Source organism: Halorubrum sp. Atlit-28R (genome assembly GCF_003665955.1).
In the GTDB taxonomy this organism is placed as follows: domain Archaea; phylum Halobacteriota; class Halobacteria; order Halobacteriales; family Haloferacaceae; genus Halorubrum; species Halorubrum tropicale.
The window spans coordinates 275,872-295,250 of sequence record NZ_QPLS01000005.1; the positions used below are offsets into that span (position 1 = coordinate 275,872).

At 69.3% G+C, this 19,379-nt stretch carries 23 protein-coding genes and 2 tRNA genes; 11 read left to right on the forward strand and 14 right to left on the reverse strand.

Going from position 1 to position 19,379, the window contains the following annotated elements:
• Positions 1-14: 14 nt before the first annotated feature.
• Together DVK06_RS10540 and DVK06_RS10545 are read right to left on the reverse strand one after the other, a co-directional pair.
• Positions 15-938 carry an A/G-specific adenine glycosylase gene (locus tag DVK06_RS10540; protein WP_121600229.1) on the reverse strand — a complete coding sequence of 308 codons (924 nt, stop codon included), beginning with the start codon at positions 936-938 and terminating at the stop codon, positions 15-17.
• A gap of 25 nt (positions 939-963) precedes the next feature.
• Positions 964-1,608, reverse strand: coding sequence for a hypothetical protein (locus DVK06_RS10545; protein ID WP_121600230.1), 645 nt, complete (start codon positions 1,606-1,608; stop codon positions 964-966).
• A 120-nt stretch (positions 1,609-1,728) separates the two neighbouring features.
• Here DVK06_RS10545 and DVK06_RS10550 point away from each other — a divergent pair, with 120 nt between their 5' ends.
• On the forward strand, positions 1,729-2,565 hold the full coding sequence (locus DVK06_RS10550) for a carbon-nitrogen hydrolase family protein (protein ID WP_121600231.1): 837 nt from the start codon (positions 1,729-1,731) through the stop codon (positions 2,563-2,565).
• 78 nt (positions 2,566-2,643) lie between these two features.
• Entirely contained in the window at positions 2,644-3,192 is a 549-nt protein-coding gene (gene dpsA / locus DVK06_RS10555; protein ID WP_053770813.1) for a DNA starvation/stationary phase protection protein DpsA, read from the forward strand.
• A 107-nt stretch (positions 3,193-3,299) separates the two neighbouring features.
• On the opposite strand, the gene DVK06_RS10560 is transcribed toward dpsA, so the two are convergent.
• The 4 genes from DVK06_RS10560 to DVK06_RS10575 form a co-directional block, all read right to left on the reverse strand.
• Positions 3,300-3,845 carry a DUF1684 domain-containing protein gene (locus tag DVK06_RS10560; protein ID WP_121600232.1) on the reverse strand — a complete coding sequence of 182 codons (546 nt, stop codon included), beginning with the start codon at positions 3,843-3,845 and terminating at the stop codon, positions 3,300-3,302.
• Positions 3,846-3,912: 67 nt separating this feature from the next.
• The gene (locus tag DVK06_RS10565) at positions 3,913-4,614 is read right to left on the reverse strand and encodes a helix-turn-helix domain-containing protein (RefSeq protein WP_053770815.1); all 702 of its coding nucleotides are present in this window, start codon (positions 4,612-4,614) and stop codon (positions 3,913-3,915) included.
• Positions 4,615-4,678: 64 nt separating this feature from the next.
• Positions 4,679-4,957: a hypothetical protein gene (locus DVK06_RS10570; protein WP_053770816.1), complete on the reverse strand. Its 279-nt coding sequence runs from the start codon at positions 4,955-4,957 to the stop codon at positions 4,679-4,681.
• A complete protein-coding gene (locus DVK06_RS10575) occupies positions 4,954-5,346 on the reverse strand; it encodes a helix-turn-helix domain-containing protein (protein ID WP_053770817.1) in 393 nt (130 codons plus the stop codon). The genes DVK06_RS10570 and DVK06_RS10575 overlap by 4 nt, the downstream gene beginning before the upstream one ends.
• A gap of 158 nt (positions 5,347-5,504) precedes the next feature.
• Between DVK06_RS10575 and DVK06_RS10580 the strand changes: the two genes are divergently transcribed.
• The 3 genes from DVK06_RS10580 (at position 5,505) to rnhB (ending at position 8,358) form a co-directional block, all read left to right on the forward strand.
• On the forward strand, positions 5,505-7,142 hold the full coding sequence (locus DVK06_RS10580) for a TrkA family potassium uptake protein (RefSeq protein WP_121600233.1): 1,638 nt from the start codon (positions 5,505-5,507) through the stop codon (positions 7,140-7,142).
• Positions 7,143-7,229: 87 nt separating this feature from the next.
• Positions 7,230-7,601, forward strand: a complete 372-nt coding sequence (locus DVK06_RS10585) for a 30S ribosomal protein S8e (RefSeq protein WP_121600234.1) — start codon at positions 7,230-7,232, stop codon at positions 7,599-7,601.
• A 46-nt stretch (positions 7,602-7,647) separates the two neighbouring features.
• Complete coding sequence (gene rnhB / locus DVK06_RS10590) at positions 7,648-8,358, forward strand: ribonuclease HII (RefSeq protein ID WP_121600235.1); 711 nt, start codon at positions 7,648-7,650, stop codon at positions 8,356-8,358.
• A 277-nt stretch (positions 8,359-8,635) separates the two neighbouring features.
• On the opposite strand, the gene DVK06_RS10595 is transcribed toward rnhB, so the two are convergent.
• The 5 genes from DVK06_RS10595 to DVK06_RS10615 all read right to left on the reverse strand — a co-directional run bounded on the left by DVK06_RS10595 (position 8,636) and on the right by DVK06_RS10615 (position 13,181).
• Positions 8,636-9,337, reverse strand: coding sequence for a TMEM165/GDT1 family protein (locus DVK06_RS10595; protein ID WP_121600236.1), 702 nt, complete (start codon positions 9,335-9,337; stop codon positions 8,636-8,638).
• Positions 9,338-9,399: 62 nt separating this feature from the next.
• The gene (locus DVK06_RS10600; protein ID WP_053770822.1) at positions 9,400-11,004 is read right to left on the reverse strand and encodes a preprotein translocase subunit SecD; all 1,605 of its coding nucleotides are present in this window, start codon (positions 11,002-11,004) and stop codon (positions 9,400-9,402) included.
• Complete coding sequence (gene secF / locus DVK06_RS10605; RefSeq protein ID WP_121600237.1) at positions 11,004-11,888, reverse strand: protein translocase subunit SecF; 885 nt, start codon at positions 11,886-11,888, stop codon at positions 11,004-11,006. Before secF ends, DVK06_RS10600 begins: the two co-directional genes overlap by 1 nt.
• A 200-nt stretch (positions 11,889-12,088) precedes the next feature.
• On the reverse strand, positions 12,089-12,559 hold the full coding sequence (locus tag DVK06_RS10610) for a DUF5812 family protein (RefSeq protein WP_053770824.1): 471 nt from the start codon (positions 12,557-12,559) through the stop codon (positions 12,089-12,091).
• A gap of 61 nt (positions 12,560-12,620) precedes the next feature.
• On the reverse strand, positions 12,621-13,181 hold the full coding sequence (locus DVK06_RS10615; RefSeq protein ID WP_121600238.1) for a hypothetical protein: 561 nt from the start codon (positions 13,179-13,181) through the stop codon (positions 12,621-12,623).
• A 79-nt stretch (positions 13,182-13,260) separates the two neighbouring features.
• On the opposite strand from DVK06_RS10615, the gene DVK06_RS10620 reads away from it, so the two are divergent.
• The gene (locus DVK06_RS10620; RefSeq protein ID WP_121600239.1) at positions 13,261-13,926 is read left to right on the forward strand and encodes an undecaprenyl diphosphate synthase family protein; all 666 of its coding nucleotides are present in this window, start codon (positions 13,261-13,263) and stop codon (positions 13,924-13,926) included.
• A 27-nt stretch (positions 13,927-13,953) separates the two neighbouring features.
• Here DVK06_RS10620 and DVK06_RS10625 read toward each other — a convergent pair whose 3' ends face one another.
• The 3 genes from DVK06_RS10625 to DVK06_RS10635 all read right to left on the reverse strand — a co-directional run bounded on the left by DVK06_RS10625 (position 13,954) and on the right by DVK06_RS10635 (position 16,142).
• A complete protein-coding gene (locus DVK06_RS10625; RefSeq protein WP_053770827.1) occupies positions 13,954-15,120 on the reverse strand; it encodes an inorganic phosphate transporter in 1,167 nt (388 codons plus the stop codon).
• A 154-nt stretch (positions 15,121-15,274) separates the two neighbouring features.
• A tRNA-Gly gene (locus DVK06_RS10630) sits at positions 15,275-15,345 on the reverse strand.
• Positions 15,346-15,434: 89 nt separating this feature from the next.
• Complete coding sequence (locus DVK06_RS10635; RefSeq protein ID WP_121600240.1) at positions 15,435-16,142, reverse strand: enoyl-CoA hydratase/isomerase family protein; 708 nt, start codon at positions 16,140-16,142, stop codon at positions 15,435-15,437.
• Between the two features lie 59 nt (positions 16,143-16,201).
• Between DVK06_RS10635 and DVK06_RS10640 the strand changes: the two genes are divergently transcribed.
• From DVK06_RS10640 to DVK06_RS10660, 5 genes are all read left to right on the forward strand, one after another.
• Positions 16,202-16,867 (forward strand): hypothetical protein, encoded by a 666-nt coding sequence (locus DVK06_RS10640; protein WP_121600241.1) that lies wholly within the window; start codon positions 16,202-16,204, stop codon positions 16,865-16,867.
• 97 nt (positions 16,868-16,964) lie between these two features.
• Positions 16,965-17,036 (forward strand) — tRNA-Thr (locus tag DVK06_RS10645).
• A gap of 444 nt (positions 17,037-17,480) precedes the next feature.
• Entirely contained in the window at positions 17,481-17,684 is a 204-nt protein-coding gene (locus DVK06_RS10650; RefSeq protein ID WP_121600242.1) for a hypothetical protein, read from the forward strand.
• Positions 17,685-18,098: 414 nt separating this feature from the next.
• Positions 18,099-18,380 (forward strand): ribbon-helix-helix domain-containing protein, encoded by a 282-nt coding sequence (locus DVK06_RS10655; RefSeq protein WP_121600243.1) that lies wholly within the window; start codon positions 18,099-18,101, stop codon positions 18,378-18,380.
• The gene (locus DVK06_RS10660) at positions 18,373-18,657 is read left to right on the forward strand and encodes a type II toxin-antitoxin system RelE/ParE family toxin (protein ID WP_121600244.1); all 285 of its coding nucleotides are present in this window, start codon (positions 18,373-18,375) and stop codon (positions 18,655-18,657) included. Before DVK06_RS10655 ends, DVK06_RS10660 begins: the two co-directional genes overlap by 8 nt.
• The last annotated feature ends 722 nt before the right edge of the window (positions 18,658-19,379 follow it).

Consider the following 19,379-nt stretch of genomic DNA (forward strand, 5'->3'; position numbering starts at 1 on the left):
GACGCCGACGCGGCTCAGCGTCGGAGCGACACGACGACCCCGTCCCCGCTCGCGTCGGACTCGACCAGGCCGTCGTCCGCGAGGTCGTCGACGAGCCCGCGGAGCCACTCCCGACCGTGGTCGCCCTCGGGCGCGTAGTCGACGCGGATCCGGTGGCCGAGCGCGTCTAGGTCCATCTCGTCGTGCTCGCCGAGCAGGCGGACGATCCGGCCGCGGAACTGCCTCCTGCTCCCCTCGAAGCTCGGCTGCTCCGGCACGTCCGGCGCGGTGAAGTCGCCCGTCTGGTAGGCGTGACACCACTCGCGCCACGGGCAGCCCGCCTCGTCGCAGCGCGGCCTCTTTCCGCAGGCGACGCCGCCGAGCTCCATGACCGCGTTGTTCCACACTCGGGACTCGCCCGCGGGCATGAGCGCCGAGGCGATCCGCCCGAAGGCGTCGTCGTCGTCAGGGGTGTCGAACGCGCGGTACAGCACCCGCTTGACGTTGGTGTCGACGACGGCGTCGCCGTTGTCGAACGCGAACGAGGCCACCGCGTTGGCGGTGTACGGGCCGACGCCCATCAGCTCGCGCAGCCCCTCCGGGTCCTCCGGGAACGACCCGTCGTAGTCGTCCTCGACCTGCCCGGCCGCCTCGTGGAGGTACTTCGCGCGGTTGTTGTACCCCAGCGAGTGGTCCGACCAGAAGGCGACCACGTCGGCGCGGTCGGCCGCGGCGAGGGCGGCGGTCGTCGGCCACTCGTCGAGGAAGTCCTCCCACGCCGGCACGACCCGGTCGAGCTGGGTCTGCTGGCTCATCACCTCGCTGACGAGGACCTCGTAGGGGTCCTCCGTGCGGCGCCACGGGAAGTCCCGGTGGTCCGCCTCGTACCAGTCGACGAGCGCCCCGCGGACCGCGTCGAGGTCGGCCGGGAGCTCGGGGACGCCCTCCGCGTCGGTCATGCGGATCCCTCCGGCCGGCGGCGGTTTATCGGTGCTGGTCCCCGTCGGCGACGACGGGCTCCATCGTCCGCGGGTCCCGGTCGGGACCCGGGTACTCTCCCCCGACGGCGTCGGGGTACAGCCTCGCGGGGTCGAACACCGTCGCGAACGCCCGCGGCTCCCGGACGCTCACGGGGAGGCGGTCGCGGAGCCCGGCGGCGGCCCCGGGCCCGGTCAGCGACGGGTCGAGTGTCACGACCTGCATCGCGCCGCCCCGGTACGCGGACGCCAGCGCGGGGTGGTCGCCCGGGGGCTGCGTCGCCGGCTCGCGCCACTCCTCGGCCGCCGCGCGCCAGTCCGCCGCTAGGTCGGGGTCCGACAGCGACGCGATCACCGCCTCGGCGTCGTCGAGGAGCGGGTCGCTGGCGACGAGCGTCGTCCACGCGTGCGACCGCAGCGCGTCGAGCGCCTCGCGCGCGGCCCCGCCGAGGAGGAGGTCGGCCGCGAGCGCGTCGGCGTCGGCGACGACGCGCGCCGGGCTGGGCTCGGGAGGCTCGGGGACCGCGTCGTCGCCGGAGGAGTCCCCGGCCTCCCGCGCCCCTCGCGCGTCGTCGAGGGCGCTCCGCACGTCCGCTTCGTCGCGGTCGCCGTCGAGCGCGGCCGCGCGCTCGAACAGGTCGCCGAAGGTCATGTACCACGGTCGGCGCCGCGGGCGTATCGTCCTTGCGGCCGCGGTCGGGAGCCGGGAGCGAACGCGCGGTCTCGGTCCGCGAGCCCGGACTTATTGCTCGCCCGGACCGAACCCGACCCCGTGAGCGACCGATCCGCAGCCGACCCGATAGTCGCCGTCCCGCAGGTCCCGGTCGACGACCTCCGCGTCGACGCGAACGTCGACCGGCTCCGGCGCCGAGCGGCCGACTTACCGAGCGGGGTCGACCTCGCCGTCTTCCCGGAGTACGCGCTCACGGGGTTCGCGGCCGACGAGCGACTCCGCGGGGCCGCGCTCTCCCGCGGCGCCGCGCGCGAACGGCTCGAGTCCGTCGCACGGGCGGCGGAGGCGGCGGTGATCGCGGGCTACGCCGAGCGCGACGGGGGGAGCGTCTACAACGCGACCGCGTACGTTCCCCCGCCGGACCGCGGCGCGGGCGGCGGGCCGACGGGCGAGACCCGCGACGGCCCGGGCCGGTTCGCCGTCTACCGCAAGCGACACCTCTGGGACGACGAGGCCGCGCGGGTCGAGCCCGGCGAGGAGCGCGTCGTCGTCGAGACGGCCGCCGGACCGACCGGCCTGCTGACCTGCTACGACCTCAACTTCGTCGCGGAGAGCGCGTGGTTCGCGGAGCGCGCGGTCGACGCGCTCGTCGTCGTCGGCGCGTGGCCCGCGGACCACGTCGCCAACTGGCGGCTCCTCTGCCGCGCCCGCGCGCTCGACGGCGTCAGGTGGGTCGTCGGGGCGGGCCGAACCGGGAGTTCCGGCGGCGGGCGCGCGCCCGACGAGGCGGCGTACGCCGGCAACTCCCTCGTCGCGCGCCCGGACGGCGCGGTCGCGACCGAGCTCGACCGAGCGCCGACGACGCTGACCGCGACGCTCGACCGCGACACGCTCGCCGCGCAGCGAGACCTCGTCGGCGCTATCGGCAAAGGCTGAATATAATTTTCTAATCTAGAAAAAGTACTTTTCTTAGCAGGAACTATTAAGTGGATCGCGCGTGTACATTGGGATGAAATGAGTACCCAGAAGCAGGCCCGTCAGCGATACGGCGACGTTCACGAGAGCGAAGCGCTCCGCGTCCCCGAGGAGAAGGCCGAACAGCTCGTCGACGCGCTCAACAGCGACCTCGCGGCGACGTACGTGCTCTACCACCAGATCAAAAAGCACCACTGGCTCGTCGAGGGCGCCGAGTTCCTCGACATCCACGAGTACCTCGGCGAGGTCGCGGCCGACCTCGAGGAGGGCGCCGACGTGCTCGCCGAGCGCGCGCAGGCGCTCGGCGGCGTGCCGCTCTCGGGCGGCGCGAACTACGAGGAGCACGCGCCGGTGACCCCCGAGGACGCCGACGCCTACGACATCCGGACGTCGCTCGCACACGACCTCGAGATGTTCGGCGACATCACCGAGCAGCTCCGCGAGCACATCCAGCTCGCCAACAACCTCGGCGACTACAACACCGAAGAGCAGCTCCGCGACATCCTCGAAGACGTCGAGGAACACGGCCACCACATCGAGCACTACCTCGAAGACGACACCCTCGTCACGAGCGAGACGCTCGAATAAGCCGGCCGCGGCGGACCGCTTTCGGGCCGTTCCAGGTCCCGATTCTTCGCTTTTTCCACACCGCCGAGCGGCGCCGCCGGCCGCACTCTCGCCGACCGCGCTTCCGGTCAGTCCAGATCCGGCGCCCGCTCGCCGGCCGGTATCACGATCTCCAGCCAGTTCTCCTCGGGCGGGAGCGGACAGGAGAACGTGTCGCTGTACGCGCAGAAGGGGCTGTACGCGAGGTTGAAGTCGATCGTGACGGCGTCGCCGTCGTCGAGGTCCCCCTCGGGCTCCAGCTCCATGTACCGCCCCTGGTAATACGTCTGCTGGCCGGTCGTCTTGTCGCGAAAGGGGACGAAGATGGCGCCGTCGTCGCCCGCCTGTCGGTACCCCGCGAGCGTGTGCTCCTCGCCGTCGACGTCGAACGCGAACGTGACGACCCGGAGGTACCGGACCGGGTTGCTCGCGGTCGTCTCCATCTCGACCGGCTCGGGGTCGTCGTGGACCGTGACGGTCGCCTCGACGCGGTAGTCCGGGGCCGGCGGGAAGTAGTCGAGCCCGTCGAACTCGTCGCGCCGCTCGGGCGGGATGGGCGACTGCGGGTGGTCGTCGAAGAACTCGTCTTTCTCCCGTCGGTTCGCGCGGAGCCGCTCGGCGTAGTCCTCGCTCATGGCCGGTCCGACGGGCGCCGGCGGTTTCAGGCCCGCGGTTCGGCCGCCCTCCCGCCCCGCGACGCCCTCACAGCGCCTGGAGGTCCGCGAGGCAGTCGTCGAGGTCGCGGTTCGACGTGGCCAGCGAGACCCCGTCGACGCGGGCGAGGTCGGCGGCGTGGTCCCACAGGTCGCCGTCCTCGATGCCGTGGAGCACGACCGCGTTCGGCGTCGGGCTCACGACCCGGAGCGCCACGAGCGGCGACTCGCCGCGCGTCACCCGCGTGAACACGAGCGCGCGGTTCGTCGACTGGCCGTACAGCCGGTAGAACTCCTCGCTGGAGAGGCGCGTGATCGCCTGGATCGAGTCGATGACGGTGTGGCCGTTCACGTGGTCGTGGTCGCCGCGGACGATCTCCGTCGCGCCCATCGCCTCGTAGAAGTCCTCCAAGGGGACCGCCGTCGAGTACTCGCGGAGGTCGTGGACGATGTCGCTCTCGAACCCGGCCGAGAGCACCCTGGCGTGCTGGCGGAGGCGACCGCCGCCCCGGCGCTCGTCGATGTCGAGTAGCCCCTCGACGGTGCGGCGGACGACGCCGATCCCCGGGCTCTCGCGGCGGCCGCTCTCGTAGTCGGAGATGACCGACGAGGAGACGCCGAGCTGGTCGGCCAGCTCCGTCTGCGAGACGTCGAAGTCGGTCCGCCACTTCCGGAGGGTCGCCCCCGGATCGTCGCTCAGCGTTATCTCGCCGGCGATCCGGCGGGAGAGCTCCTCGCGTGCGTCGCTCATGGCGTGAACGGACGGCCGAGCGCCGCAAAAGGGTACCGTTCGTCGCGCGTCGAACGCCCCCGGATCACTCCAGGTACAGCGAGTAGACGATGACCGCGAACCCGACCGCCGTGAGGAGGCCGTCGATAGCGATGCCGACGGTCAGGCTCGCGCCGATGATCTGGTGGGAGACGCCGCCCAGCAGCGCCCCGACCGTGACGATGCCGAAGCCGACGCCCAGCTCCCGCAGCGACCGGTCGCCGGTCCGGTCGTACGCGCGGAGCGCGTAGTAGGTGATGCTGCCACCGAGCACCAGGATGGCGGTCTTTGCGACGATGATAGTCAGGTCGATGTAGGGGTTCATGTTTCCTCTCGTAGCTCCGACCACAGGTCGGCCAGTCGCTCGTCTCGGGTCCGCTCGGGCCGAGAGAACTCCACGTCGAACTCGCGGCGGTCCGCGTCGCCGTCGCCGTCGACCGAGACGGTGACGGCGTCGAACGACACCGAGTACCGCGTCGTGTGCTGCCCGTCCCGCCGGATGTCAGTCGACTCCGAGAGCAGGGAGGCGTCCGTGAGCTTCTCCAGCTTCCGGTAGGTCGTCGACAGGGGGATGTCGCACTCCTCGGAGAGCTCGCTCGCGGTCTTCGGCTCGGTGAGCGCCGCGACGATCCGACGGGCCGCGTCGTCGGCCAGCGCGTCGAGCACCTCGTCGACCGACGGCGGCTCCGGCTCTCGCGACGGGTCCCGCACCATGCCTGACGGTTCGGCCCCCGGAACTTAAACCATCGAACTTCGGTCCGAGCGCCGACCGATCGCCTGAGGGCGCGGCCGGCGGTCGCCCGGAACCGGTCGCGGAAGTCGCCCCGCGCGAGGCCGCCCGTTTTTGTACGGCCGCGGCGTACCGCGGGCCGATGGACACGTGGAAGCGGCGGGTCGTGTTGTACACGGTCTTCCTCGGCGTCGTGCTCACGGTTACCGCCGTCGCCTACCGATGGGGGATGCGGGTCTACGAGGGCGACCCTCGGACCCTGATCGAGTCGTTACAGTTCGCGATCGAGATGTTCACGACGACCGGCTTCGGCGGCGACGCCTCGGACTGGCAGAGCCAGCAGATGCACGCCTTCGTCGCCGTGATGGATCTGGTCGGGATGCTCCTTCTCATCGGCGCGCTCCCGGTGGTCGCGACCCCGCTCCTGGAATCCGCGTTCTCGACGACGGTCCCCCGGTCGCTGGAGGGCGACGTCGAGGGGCACGTCGTCGTGTGTTCCGACACTACGCGCTCCGACGCGCTGTTAAACGAGTTCGAGTCGGAGGCGGTCCCGTACGCCGTCGTCGAGCCCGACCCTGACCGGGCGCTGGCGCTGTACGAGGCGGGCCATACCGTGGTCCGCGCCGACCCGGAGACGACCGCGGGGCTCGAGAGCGCCCGCCTCGGGGCCGCCCGCGCCTTGGTCACGGACGTCTCCGACCGCGTGGACGCGAGCATCGTGCTCGCCGCGCGGGAGCTCTCGACGGACGTCCGCGCGATAAGCGTCGTCGAGGACCCGTCACGCGAACGCTACCACCGCCTCGCCGGCGCGGACGAGGTGCTGTCCCCGCGGTCGCTGCTCGGCGAGAGCCTCGCGTCGAAGGTGACGACGGCGGTGCGGACCGACCTCGACGAGGCGGTCGCGGTGGGCGACTCGCTCCGGATCGCCGAGGTGTCGGTCCACCACGGCAGCGGCCTCGCCGGGTCGACGCTCGCGGGCAGTCGGATCGGGGAACGCACCGGCGTCGACGTGATCGGCGCGTGGTTCAACGGGTCGTTCGAGGCGGCGCCGCCGCCGGACGCGACGCTGTCGGCCGGGACGGTCCTCCTCGTCTCGGGCACCGAGGGACAGGTCGAGCGGCTCGTCGACCTGACGAACTCGGCCGCCCGCCGGTTCGGCGCCGGCGAGACGGTCGTCGTCGGACACGGACAGGTCGGACAGACGGTCGCGACCGCCCTCGAAGACGCCGACCTCCCGGTGACCGTCGTCGACCGCGAGGACGGCGAGGCGATCGACGTCGTCGGCGACGCGACCGACCCGGAGACGCTGCGGGAGGCGGGGGTCGACGACGCGCGGACCGTCGTCCTCGCGCTCCCGGACGACACGACGGCAGAGTTCGCGACGCTCGTGATCCGCGACCTGGCGCCGAACGTCGAACTGCTCGCCCGGGTCGAGGACCCGGAGAGCGTGCCGAAGATGCACCGCGCGGGCGCCGACTACGTCCTCTCCCTCTCGACGGTGACGGGCCGCATGTCCGCGTCGGCGGTGCTCGCCGACCGTGACGTGCTCTCGCTCGACACGCACGTCGAGGTCGTCAGGAGCGAGGCGCCGGTCCTGACCGGTCGAACCGTCGGGCAGGCGGCCGTCCGCGAGACCACCGGCTGTACCGTCATCGCCATCGAGCGCGGCGGCGACCTCATCACCGACGTTGGCCCCGAGACGCGGATCGAGCGCGGCGACGAGCTCGTCCTCGCCGGCACCGACGAGGGGGTCCGGTCGTTCGAGCGCGCGTTCGCCTGACCGGTTCGCGCCGCTGCCCCGCCCGCGCCACCGCTTCCGCCGGGACGAGTCGAACGCTTCAAGTATTCGCTGGCTGTTCGTACCCGTATGAAAGACCAGGGACGCTCCGCGCGCAAGCGGACCGGCGGCCGACTCAAGCACGCCTCGAACAAGAAGCGCCACCAGCTCGGCCGCGAGCCCGCCGAGACCACGGTCGGCGAGACGCGACTCCAGTACATCGACTCCCGCGGCACGGACACGAAGGTCCGCGCGCTCTCGACGAACGTCGCGCAGGTCGCCGACGACGGCGAGGTCAGCGAGGCCGAGATCGAGAACGTCGTCGACAACCCCGCGAACGTCAACTACGCCCGCCGGAACATCGTCACCAAGGGCGCCATCATCGAGACGTCCGCCGGCCGCGCCCGCGTCACCTCCCGCCCGGGACAGACCGGCCAGGTCAGCGCGGTCCTGCTCGACTGAGCGCCCTTTCTGAAGGTATTTCCCCCCGCACGCCCACCAACCACGCGTGTACCTCGGCGTCGACGAGGCCGGCAAGGGGCCCGCACTGGGCCCGATGGTGGCCGCGGCGGTGATCGCCGACCCCGAGAGCCTGCCGGCCGACGTGGACGACTCGAAGCGCGTCGCGCCGGCTCGGCGGGAGGAGCTGGCCGCGGCCCTCCGAGACGACCCGGCCGTCGCCGTCGGCGTCGCCCGCGTCGAGCCCGCCGAGATCGACCGGGCGGACACCGACATGAACACGCTCACCGTCCGCGGACAGGCGCGCGCGGTCCGGGCCGCGCTCGCCGGTCTCCCTGCAGGCGTCGCCGAACCGGTCCGCGCCGTCGCCGACGCGGGCGACACCAGCGAGGAGCGGTTCGCGGAGCGGCTCGCGCGCTTCGTCGCCGAGGGCGGCGAGGCGGACGCCGCCGCGGGGGCCGACCGCGTCCCGCCGGTCGACGTGACGGCCGCCCACGGCGCCGACGAGGACGACCCCGTCGTCGGCGCGGCGAGCGTCGTCGCGAAGGTGGAGAGAGACGCCGCGATGGCCGAGATCGACGCCGCGTATCCGGACTACGACGACCTCGGTAGCGGTTACCCGAGCGACCCGGCCACCAGGGCGTTCCTCGCGGCGTACGTCGGCGACAACGGGACGCTACCGGACTGCGCGCGAGCGTCGTGGGCGACCTGCGAGGACGCGCTCGCCGCCGCCGAGCAGTCGGCGCTCGACGAGTTCTGACCGCCGCGTCAGGGAAGAAGCGCTTGAACGCGTTGATGACCGCCCACTTGGTCCGCTCGATCGGCTGGCCGCTCTCGCCGCTGATGACGATGTCGTCGTTCGCGACCGCGCCGCCGGTGGCGGCGACGAGGACCAGCAGCGCCACGGCGAGCGCGAACGGACCGCGTGTGAGCTTCATTACTGCCGCGGGGCGCCGCGAGTATTTAACCAGCTCAGCGATGCGCCCGTCCCGGTCGCCGGACGCCGATTCCGCATCGCGCACGCGGAGGCGCGGGCTTCAGAGCAGTCCGGCCGCGAACCCGCCGACCGCGCCGACGAACGTCTCCCACACCGAGAAGCCGGTCGCGATCGCCAACACGGTGTCCGCGCCGAAGAAGGCGAACAGCAGCGCGGAGCCCAGGTGCGCGAGCCGCATGTCGATCCGCCCCGCGAACGTGTGGAAGAAGTACGCGTTCGCGAGGCTCACCGGGACGATCGCGAGCATCTCGCCGACCCAGATGGCGGAGGTCGCGCCGTACTGGACGCTCAGCCCGATGGTCACCAGCTGGGTCTTGTCGCCGAACTCGCCCGTCGCGGTGAGCGCGAAGATGGGCAGGAAGCCGCCGAAGGACCCGGAGTACCTGTCGAGCGGTCCGGGGAGCGAGAGATCCTCGAACGGGTCGCCCCCGTCACCGTCGCGCTCGGCCGCGGGGGACGCGCCGCGCGCCGGCGCGGAGCGGTACAGGGCCACCGCGAAGACGAAGAATAGCGTCGCGGTCACGGCGTCGAGCGCGACCGGCGGGAGCGCCGACTGGAGCGCCCGGCCGAACGCGATCTCGACCGCGGTCCAGCCGGCGAACGCCGAGCTCGCGGCGGCGACGACGACCTTCGGGTCGTACTTCGTCGCGAGCCCGGCGATCATCAGTTGGACCTTCTCGCCGGGTAGCACCGCGAGCTGTGCCACGAGGGCGATGACGACGATCTCGGCGTAGCCGGTCATGCGTCACTCGCCTCCCGCCGGCCCGCGGGTCGGCGTGTAATCCCGGATGACATCGGCTCGGCTCACCTGACCGTCAGCAGGCGGCGCAGGATGTCGCCGTACGCTGGGCGGGTGATCAGGACGCCGACGAGGACGCCGAGGACGGTGAAGATGGCGAACCCGGAGAGGTCGCCGAGCGACAGCACCATCAGCGGCGACATCGCGATGATCGTCGTCGCCGCGGCCGCCCCGATGACCCAAAACGCTTGGCGGAACCGTGAGTTGAACACCGTCCGGGAGCTCACGTCGCCCTCGCTCATCACTTGGTCGGCGATGATGACGAGGTCGTCGACCCCGGTCCCGACCACCGCGATGAAGCCGGCGATCACCGCGAGTTCGAGCGGGTAGCCGAGCAGCGCCGCGAAGCCGAGGAGCGCGTACACCTCCGTCAGCGCGGTGACGATCATCGGGAGGGCGACGCGGGGCTCGCGGTAGCGGAGGAACACCATCCCGGAGACGGCGAACACCGAGAGGACGCCGATGATAAGCGAGTACGTCCGGAAGTTCTCTCCCTGCGAGGCCGAGATAGACGAGGAGGTCCCTTCGCCGCTGATGTCGAGGTCGGCCGGGAGCGCGCCGGCGCGGAGGTTCAGCGAGATGGTCTGCGCCTCCGCGAACTCGCCGGTCGTGAGGCGGAAGTTCCCGGTGTCGGCCCACGAGCCGGCCGCCATGCTGTCGGCGAGCCCGGGATCCATCCCGAAGGAGTTGACGACCTCCCCGTCGACGACGAGCAGGAGACACGGGTTCCGGTCTCCGTTCACCACCTCGATGCCGCCGGTCTCGGGGTTGTACCCGCACCGGTCCGCCTGGGTCTGGTACGCGTCCTGGAACCCCCGCTGCGCGACGGCGTCCTGGAAGCTGTGCGCGGGCGACTGGCCGTTCTCGGCGGTGTTCCGGACGGTGACCGGCACGTACGCACCCGTGCCGCGGTCGCTCTGTGCCGCGGTCCCGATCTCCTCGAAGTCGTCTTGGATCAGCGCGCCCTCCTGAACGGCGGTCCCGTTGCCGTCGGGATACGCGATGTCGATCCGCACGGTCCCGCGCTCTTCGAGGAGGTCGATCACCTCCTGGCGCCCCTGTCCGGGCACCTCGACGAGGATGAAGTACTCGCCGGTGATCGACTGGACCTGCTGGACGCTCCCGCCCGAGAGGCCCGCCTCGTTGATCTTCCCCTGGATGACCTCCATCGTCTCGTCGCGGGTCTCCTGGGTGACGCCCTCGCGGATGTCGCCGTACTCGTACCCGCTCGCGTCCATCGCCGCGCGGAACTGGGACTCGGTCACGGACGGCTCCGTGACCTCCACCGCGCCCTCCTCGGGGACGACGCCGACGTTCCGGACCGACGCGTTGTCGAGCTCGGCCGCCACCGCCTCGGCGACCGTCCCCGGTGTGTCACCCCCGAACGCAACGTCCGTCGCGGTGTATCCCGACAGCGGCGCGCGGACGCGCGTCCCGCCGGCCAGGTCGAGCCCGTACTGGAGGTTCGTGATCCCCTGGCGGGCCTCGCTCGCGTTCTCGCCGGGCGCCGGCTCCGGCCCGAACCCGGGGCCGAACAGCGTCACCGTCGACCCGACCACGACGAGGACGAGCAGCAGGATCCGCCAGTTCTCCTTGATCGGTTCGAGCATTACCGGGCCACCCCCTCGAACTTGTACCAGCGAAGCAGCGAGACGTTCAGCAGGTACGTGTTCATCAGGTCGGCGCAGAGCCCCACCGAGAGGATGATCCCGATGTCACGGAGGAGCCCGACCCCGAACACCGAGGCGACGACGGCCATCACGACCATCGCGGCGATGGAGGTGAGCGTCATCGTCACCCCGGTCCGCATCGCGCGGCTGACCGACTCGTAGAACTCGCCGGTCCGGCGCAGCACGGAGTCGTTCAACAGGATGTCCGAGTCGACGCTGTACCCGATGATCATAAGCAGCGCCGCGATCGTTCCGAGCGTCATCTGGATGCCGAGGAGGTTCATCGCCGCGATCGGTATCACGAGGTCCGAGAACGCGGACGCGACGACCGCCAGCGAGGGAACGAACGTCCGGAACAGCGCGAACACCAGCACGCTCATCCCGAGGAACGCGAGCGCCACGCCGAACAGCGCGGTCCGCGCGGTGTCGCTCGCGAAGCTCGGCGACACCTGGTCGACCGCGGTCGTCGTCAGGCCAGCCGCCTCCGCCTGGTCCTGGAGGTCGTCCGCGAGCCCCTCCGGGTCGTCCTCGGCCGCCTGGAACGTGACGACGACCACGTCGTCGCCGGGGATCGTCCGGACCGAGTCGGGCTCGCGGTCGAAGGCCGTCCGGATCTGCTGTTCGACGTCCCCGTTCGCCTCGTCCGCGACTCGCAGCTCGACGCCGCCGGTGAACTCCAGTCCGAGGTTCGCCGGCGCACCGGTGGCCACGACCCAGCCGCCGATGATCGCCAGCGCGAGGACCAGAAAGGCGAGCGGCACCGCCGCGAGCTGCCGGTTCGAGTAGTCGGTGTAGTCGACTTCCGGCACCTCGATCGCTACCATAAATACCGCTTCCTCTGCGGGCGCGAATAAGCCTTCTTATCTGGGTGGCTGCGGCCTCTCGTCCGACCGTCCACGGCCTCGATAACGCGGCCGCTCGGCGCCTTCGAACGGCCTACCCGCTCGGCGGTAACGGTCAGTCAGGTCCGACGACGAGCCAGTCGAGTTCGACGACGACTGAGCGACCGGCGCGCTCGCGGGGCCTACGGGAGGTACCGCACGGCGACGACGCCGGGCTCCGACCGGATTTCGACGCGGTTCACGCCGAGCCGGGCCGCGCGCGAGAGCGTCCCCTCGCGGTCGTCGATCACGTCCCCGACCGCCGCCTCCGTCTCCGATTCCGGCGGCGTCAACACGTGGACCTCGCCGACGCCCGCTCGCTCCTCGCGGGAGAGCTCCCCCGTCGCGGTCTCCGCGGCGAGCTCCCGCTCGTGGACGGTCGGCGGCTCCGGGCTCTCCTCGATCGACAGCGACCGGCGCTCCGCGACCTCGATCACCTGATAGGTCACCTCCATCGGCGGGTCCGGCGCGACGGTCGCCTCGACGGCGTCGTCGACGTCGAGGCCGGGGTTCGAACTCAGCGTGTGGACCTGTCCGTCGTGGACGTCCTTCAGCACGGCCGAGTCGCTCTCGACGTGCGTGACGAGGAACGTGCTCTCCTTCTCGTCGGTCATTGCGTCCGGGTAGTCGGTCCGGCGTCTTCGGGCTTTCGAGCCGCGGCCGGCGGGGGGCGGCTCACGCCGAGCCGCCGCCCTCGGTCGACTCGGCGCGGTCGGGGGACCCGTCGTCGGCGCCGCCGCGGAGCCGGAAGTGCGTCGCGAAGACGGCGAGCCCGGCCGCGACCGGCGGGACGAACCCGGCGAGCTGCGGGAGGTCGTACAGCGCGTTGACGATCACGGAGTCGCTCGGGTCCCGGAGCCCCTCGGGCGCCGAGACGATCATCCCGAGGTACAGAGAGAGCAGGAAGAGGAAGCCGGCGACGCCCATCCACCGGTCGTACGTCGCCGCGACGCGGTCGCCGCGGCGGTGGCGCCGGGCGACGAACAGGATCGGCGCGAGCAGCGGCCCGACGGCCGCGAGGCCGGCGACCACGTACAGCGACCGCGAGAAGAGGAACGTCCCCCCCTGCGCCGAGGCGGTCTCGCCCATCCAGACGACCAAGGCGAGGGTGACGACGAGCGCGACGAACCCGGCCGCCAGCGCGCCGAGCGCGGCGTACGCGCGCATCGTCCACGACTCGGTCGCGCGGAACGCGTAGGGGATTGCGCCGAACACCCCGCGGTAGCTGTCTGCCATCACCCGTGGTATGCGCGTCGGCGAATTAAACCCCTCGTCGGCGGGAAGCCATTTATACGCGCGGCCGGATCGACCTGACGTGGGTCTCTACGACGCGTACCTCGCGACGCGCCACCGCCTCCACGACGCCGAGCCGCCGGCGCACGTCGCCCTCGTGCTCACCGAGCGGGACCTCCTCGCCGACGGCGCCTTCGACACGCTGTCGTCGGCGATCCGCTGGGCGTTCGAGTACGGCGCGGAGCGCGTCACCGTCTCGGTCTCCGTTCTCGACCGCGCGGTCGCCCCGACGCTCGTCCGGGAGTTACGCCGGCTCGACGCGCCGGAGCAGACCGTGGTCCGCGGGCCACAGGCCGACGAGTTCGACGGCGGCAGTTCGGGCGCGGCGACGGACCGGGGCGCGGACGCGGCGTCGGAATCCATCGACGCGCCGGTGAGGATCCTGGTCGGGCTCGGCGGGAAGGCGGAGTTCGCCGGCGCGGTCCGCGAACTGGCCGGCGACGTCGCCGACGGCGAGGTGAGCCCCGAGGCGATCGACGAGACGGACATCGCCGAGCGGCTGCTGTTCCCCGAGGAGCCGGACCTCGTGATCAAGACCGGCGCCGAGCGCCTCTCCGACTTCGCCATCTGGCAGTCGGTGTACGCGGAACTCTACTTCACCGACGTGAACTGGCGCGACTTCCGCCGGCGCGAGTACCTTCGCGCGGTGCTGGACTTCCAGGACCGCCAGCGCCGCTTCGGGAGGTGACCGACCCCGCGGGGCGCCGACCCCGCCCTACCAGACGAGCCTGAAGAGCACGGCGAACGTCACCAGCGCGCCGACCGTCGAGAGGATCGGCACGACGTTCTGCATCAGCACGACGCGCGCGCTCGTCCCGGGGTTGAACAGGTCGGACGCGGAGGGCACGTCGCTCGCGTCGCCCTCGCCGATCTCCGGCATCTCGTCGGCCGCCAGCGCGCCGACGGAGACCGCCGGCTCCTTCTCGCCGCTTATTCCCTGTCGCACGGTCACCGTGCGCGTCGCGCGGCCCCAGCCGAGCCCGACGATCGACATCGTCGCGATGATGACGAACGAGGCGGGGATGCCGACCGCCGAGAGGCTGATCACGATCCCCGAGGAGACGACCGCGACGACGATGGCGGCCGTCAGCGGGAGGTCGGTGATGTCGTTACCGAGCGTGTCCAGCGTCCGCCGGGCGATGGTGAACGCGCCGACCGCGACCGCCGCGCTCCCGAGGAGGATCATCGGCGTCATCTCCACGCCGTCGAGCGCGACGAGCGGCGCGATGGCGTTCGCGATGTTCGAGGTGCCGGAGGAGAACGCCATCAGACAGCCGATGGAGATGACGACGACCCCCCCCGTCAGCTCTCGTCGCGTCGTGTTCGGGCCGAGGACCGGCCGCGGTATCAGCCCCGACCGGTCGAGTTCGAACAGCGCGCCCTCGGTGCTCTCGATCGCCACCCAGCGGTCGATCGCCGAGTAGAAGTAGCGGCCGACGACGCCCGACACCCAGAACCCGATGATCGGCGCGACGAGCCACCAGATCGCGATCTCGCCCATCACGGCCCAGTCGAGGGTGTTCGTCGCGATCCCGAGTCCGGCGATGGCGCCGACCGCCGTCATCGACGTCGACGCTGGGACGCCGGCGAAGTTGCCGACGAACAGCGCGCCGCCGATGAAGAAGAGCACGATGATGCTCGTCTCCAGCGTGAACACGTTCGCGCCGGTGACGAGGTCCTCGCCCAGCGTGGTCACCACGCGCTGCCCCAGCGTCCCCGCCCCGACGAAGAAGAACAGCGACATCAGCGCCGCCGCGCCCGCCTTCGATATCACGTCTGCGCCGACCGCCGGCCCGAACGCCGGTCCGGTCGTCGCCCCACCGATGTTGTATCCGACGAACGCCGCGACCGCGACGCCGACGAGAAGAAGCGGCTCAACCATATACCCGAACAGAACACACACGCGCTGTTAAACGGACGGGGTCTGCCGCTGCCCGGCCCGTCGATCGGCGACGGCGCCCGCGCGATTCGGTCGAGGAGGCGCGCTGCCCGCGCACAGATATCTCTCGGTGATTTTGCTCACTTCGTTCGCAAAATGCACCGGCCGAGATTTGAACTCGGGTTGCAACCATGGCAAGGTTGCGTGATACCACTACACTACCGGTGCGTGCTTCGCATCTCGCAGTTAGACGGAGACTCACTTAAGTCTGTCACATCGGGACGGCGGGCGGACGCGGCCGGCGCCCGCCCGGTCGATCACCGGTCGCGCCGTCGGGCGATGTCCTCCGCGTGCGCGTCGTGAAGTTCAGCGAACGCCGCGGCCTCCGCCCGTTCCTGCGCCTCGCCCTCGCGGCGGTCGCGGATCCGACGCTTGATCGCCGCGAGCGCGTCGGCCTCGCCCGCCGCGATCTCGTCGGCCACCGAGCGGGGGTCGTCGACGACGCGGGAGACGAGCCCGGTCCGCAGGGCCGCCTCGGCGTCGAGGACTCGCCCCGAGAGCGCGAAGTCGAGCGCCTCGCCCTCGCCCATGACGCGCGGGAGCCTCACCGTGCCGCCCCAGGCGCCGAACAGCCCGAGGGAGACGCCGGGCTCGCCGAGCGTCGCCCGCGGGGTGGCGACCCGGACGTCCGCCGCCAGGGCCAGTTCGACGCCGCCGCCCCGAGCCGGGCCGTCCACCCCGCAGACGACGATCGACGGCGACTCCTCGACGGCGGCGACCGCGCGCTGCCCCCGCCGCGCGAACGCGTCCGGGTCGTCGAGCGCGGCGACAGCGTCGAGGTCGGCGCCCGCGCAGAAGGCGTCGCCCGCGCCGCGGAGGTACGTCACGGGCGGGGCGTCTCCGTCCGCGGGCGCTTCGAACGCCTCGCGCAGGGCGGTCAGGTCGGCGGGCCGAAGCGCGTTGCGCGCCTCGGGGCGGTCGAGCGTGACGACGCGCACGTCGCCGTCGGTTCGGGTTCGGATCACGAGACGGAATCCCGTTCGTTTCCAAAGGTCTTTGCCCTTCGCTCGTCTACGAAACGACAATGGACGATGCCGCGCGAGCGCGTGACGCCGCGCGCGAGGCGCTCGCGGACGTCGAACCCGAACAGCTCCGCGAGGCCCTCGACGCCCGAATCGGCGACGCGGCGGTGACCCCCGGCGTGCTGGCGCTGGTCACCGCCCGCGCGCTGGAACCGGCCGTCGACCTCGGGGACGTGGCCGACCGCGCCGCGGGCGTGCAGCTCATCTACGAGGGGTTGCGCCTCACCCGGACGGTCGCTCACGACGAGCCGTGGGTGACGGCGGCGACCGCCGCCGCCGACATCGACGCGGACATGGACATCCTCGCCGCCGACGTGCTCGTCTCCCGCGGCTTCTCGCTTCTGGCGTGTACCGACGCCGCCCGGCCAGCCGTCGACGTGGTGCGCGCGTTCGGCCGCGACCAGACGCTCCGCGACCGCGAGGGCACGGACGCCGAAACGGCGGCCGAACTCGACCGCAACCTGGAGGTGGACGCGATGGAGCTCGCCGTCGTCGCGGGCACCACCGCCGTCGGCGGCGACCCGCCCGCGGAGTTGCTCGAATACGCCCGCGACCTCGCGGCCGACTGCGACGGCGAGTTCCCGCCCGCGGGCCGCGCGCTGCCGGAGGCGACCGCGGACCGCATCGCCGACATCTCGGAGCGGGCCGTCAGCGCGACCGACCGGTGATCCGCGCGGCGACCCTCCGAGACGGCGCGGGATCCCCCGACGCCGCGTCGCCGGATCGAAACCCATAAAGTCGAATCCGGTCAACGACTGATTGCGTGCCTGGGTAGCTTAGCGGTAAAGCGCGTCCTTGGTAAGGACGAGACCGGGGGTTCAAATCCCCCCTCAGGCTCTTTCCTCCGTACACTCCTTGTACGCACACTTTTCTGTCTACACTCGTCTGAACGAAACCCGTTCAAGATTCGCTTCTCTCGCTAAACAGGGCATCCCTCGCCGTAATGCGATTCGGTGAAGTGTCAGGACACACAAACTAATTCACAGACAGCGGCGGATTAGACCCGAAATCGACCGGGGGCGCATCCCCTCAAGGGACACTCCTGATTTCGATAATCTGCGCTCACGGAGGGATGAATGAACCGTAGTCAAGAATATGATAGAACACCCTCGATGCGGCGAGATACGGGTAGAGGTTTCACCGGATTTGGCCCCCGGTTGTCGTCGGTCGTGATTCACATCAGCGAGAGAACTATTTCTTCTGCCCCTCGATGTGGTGAGTAGCTTCGGTAAGTACAAAGAGCAACCAAATGATTATCTCCGCTCAAGAGGGATATTGGATATGGAATTCCTTTCGGCCTACAACGGCGTCCTCATCCGGTACGGACTCTACCTCTTGATTTTCTGGCCGACTGTCGGCTATTATGTCTACAAGAAATCAAAGGAGCAGGGCCTGTCGCGCCCTCAAGTTAGAGGGGTTGTCTTAGGATTTCTCGGCATACCCGGTTTGCTCATCCATCTGTGGTACGTCCAATCCCAGAATTAGCGTTTTCAACTCGGATTTAAATAGGAACAGGGACAGATTTAGGATGTATTTGTAGTGTCAGAGTCGGGATTCAAAAGCTGATATAACCCGATACCGATGATAAGACCGATTACTGCACCTGCAGGAATAGATTCATAGTATGGGATATTACTGACGTACCAGACAACGGCTCCGACTAATGCCCCCAATATGATGAGTATGGTAACAGTTTGGTTTCGGATTGTATCTTGAAGTGCCATCGTTCTTTTCCTAAGGATTGTACGCCTGCTATCATCTTAAACGCCACTAACATTTGCACGCTCCACTTTTGAGCTGATTCATCACAGTTTCCCCGATGCGGCTATCCACGTCGGTTACACAGTGAGTGAGCCTCCGCCGAAACGACTATTGGTAAGACCAGCGTATTACGTCTATATGTCTGAAGCAGCTACGAATGACGACGGTGGGGACGACATCGCCACGGTGAATTTCAAACTCACCGAGTCGTTCCTCGAACAGATAGACGATACGTGGCAGGGGCGCGGGTTCAACAGTCGAAGCGAGTTCATCCGGTACACGCTTCGGGACGCCATTGAGTTCCCGACGTTCGACCGCGACGAGCTCGTCGCCCTGCTCGAAGCCGAGGAGGACATCCGCGAGGGACGGACGACGAGCGCCGAGGAGGCCCACGAGCGGTTCGGCACGAGCGATGAGTGACGACGGGTGGACGTGGGAACTCTCCTCGACCGCCGAAGACGACCTCGACGGACTATCCCCCGCCGACCAAGACCGGATACTCGACAAGCTCGATGAAATCGTCTCCTCGCCGTGGCGCGACCCGCCGGACTACGGTGAGCCGCTCCAGAACAGCCCGTACAAGAAGATACGCGTCGGGGAGTTCCGGCTCTCCGTGAGCTTCCGGCAGGACGACCAGCGGCTCGTCGTCGCACGTATCAAGCGTCGTGGCGGCGCGTACACCGCTGACGACGACTAAGTGACGAAAGGCCCTCGATACGGCGAGATACGGGTGAAGGATTCGGTGGATTTGGCCCCGGTAGTCGTCAGTCGTGAGCCACGTCATCTAGGGAACTGTTCTTTCTGCCCCTCGATGTGGTGAGTAGCTTCGGTAAGTTCGGAGGAAATGCTCCACAATCATTATCTCATCAGGCATCAACTCATTATGTACGATGAGAATTATTTGGGCACTCGCTGCGGCATACGTTCTTGTTGGACTCGGTCTATTCTATAGTTTAGCGATAGATTCCAGCGAGCTATTTTTGGGAATGACTGCTCTCATTTATCTTCTAATGAGTCCGTTAGCATATCTTATTTATAAAAAACGAGTGGTAAACGAGTAATCGGTCAATTCGCACGCTCTACTTTCTAACTGATTCACCACAGCATATCTGAAACGTACATACTATCATCCACGCTCGATGTCGTGGGGCCACACGTATGAACCGCACAGCACCCCTCACAAATATGGTGTGTCGAGTAGGGCAACGCTCACCCGAACACGTTTGTCGTTTTCCGGTGTCCACAGACGGCATACGGGGCTGAATACCCAATTCTTTTATAAGTAGCGTTGCTATAGTAGTCGGTAGAACTTTTTACTCAGAGAGATATGTTGCCTGTAATGGATCACCTCAACGAGATCTCCGTCGAAGAACTCCAAGAGGCGCTTGACAATGTTGATGGAAACAAGCCGACTCAACG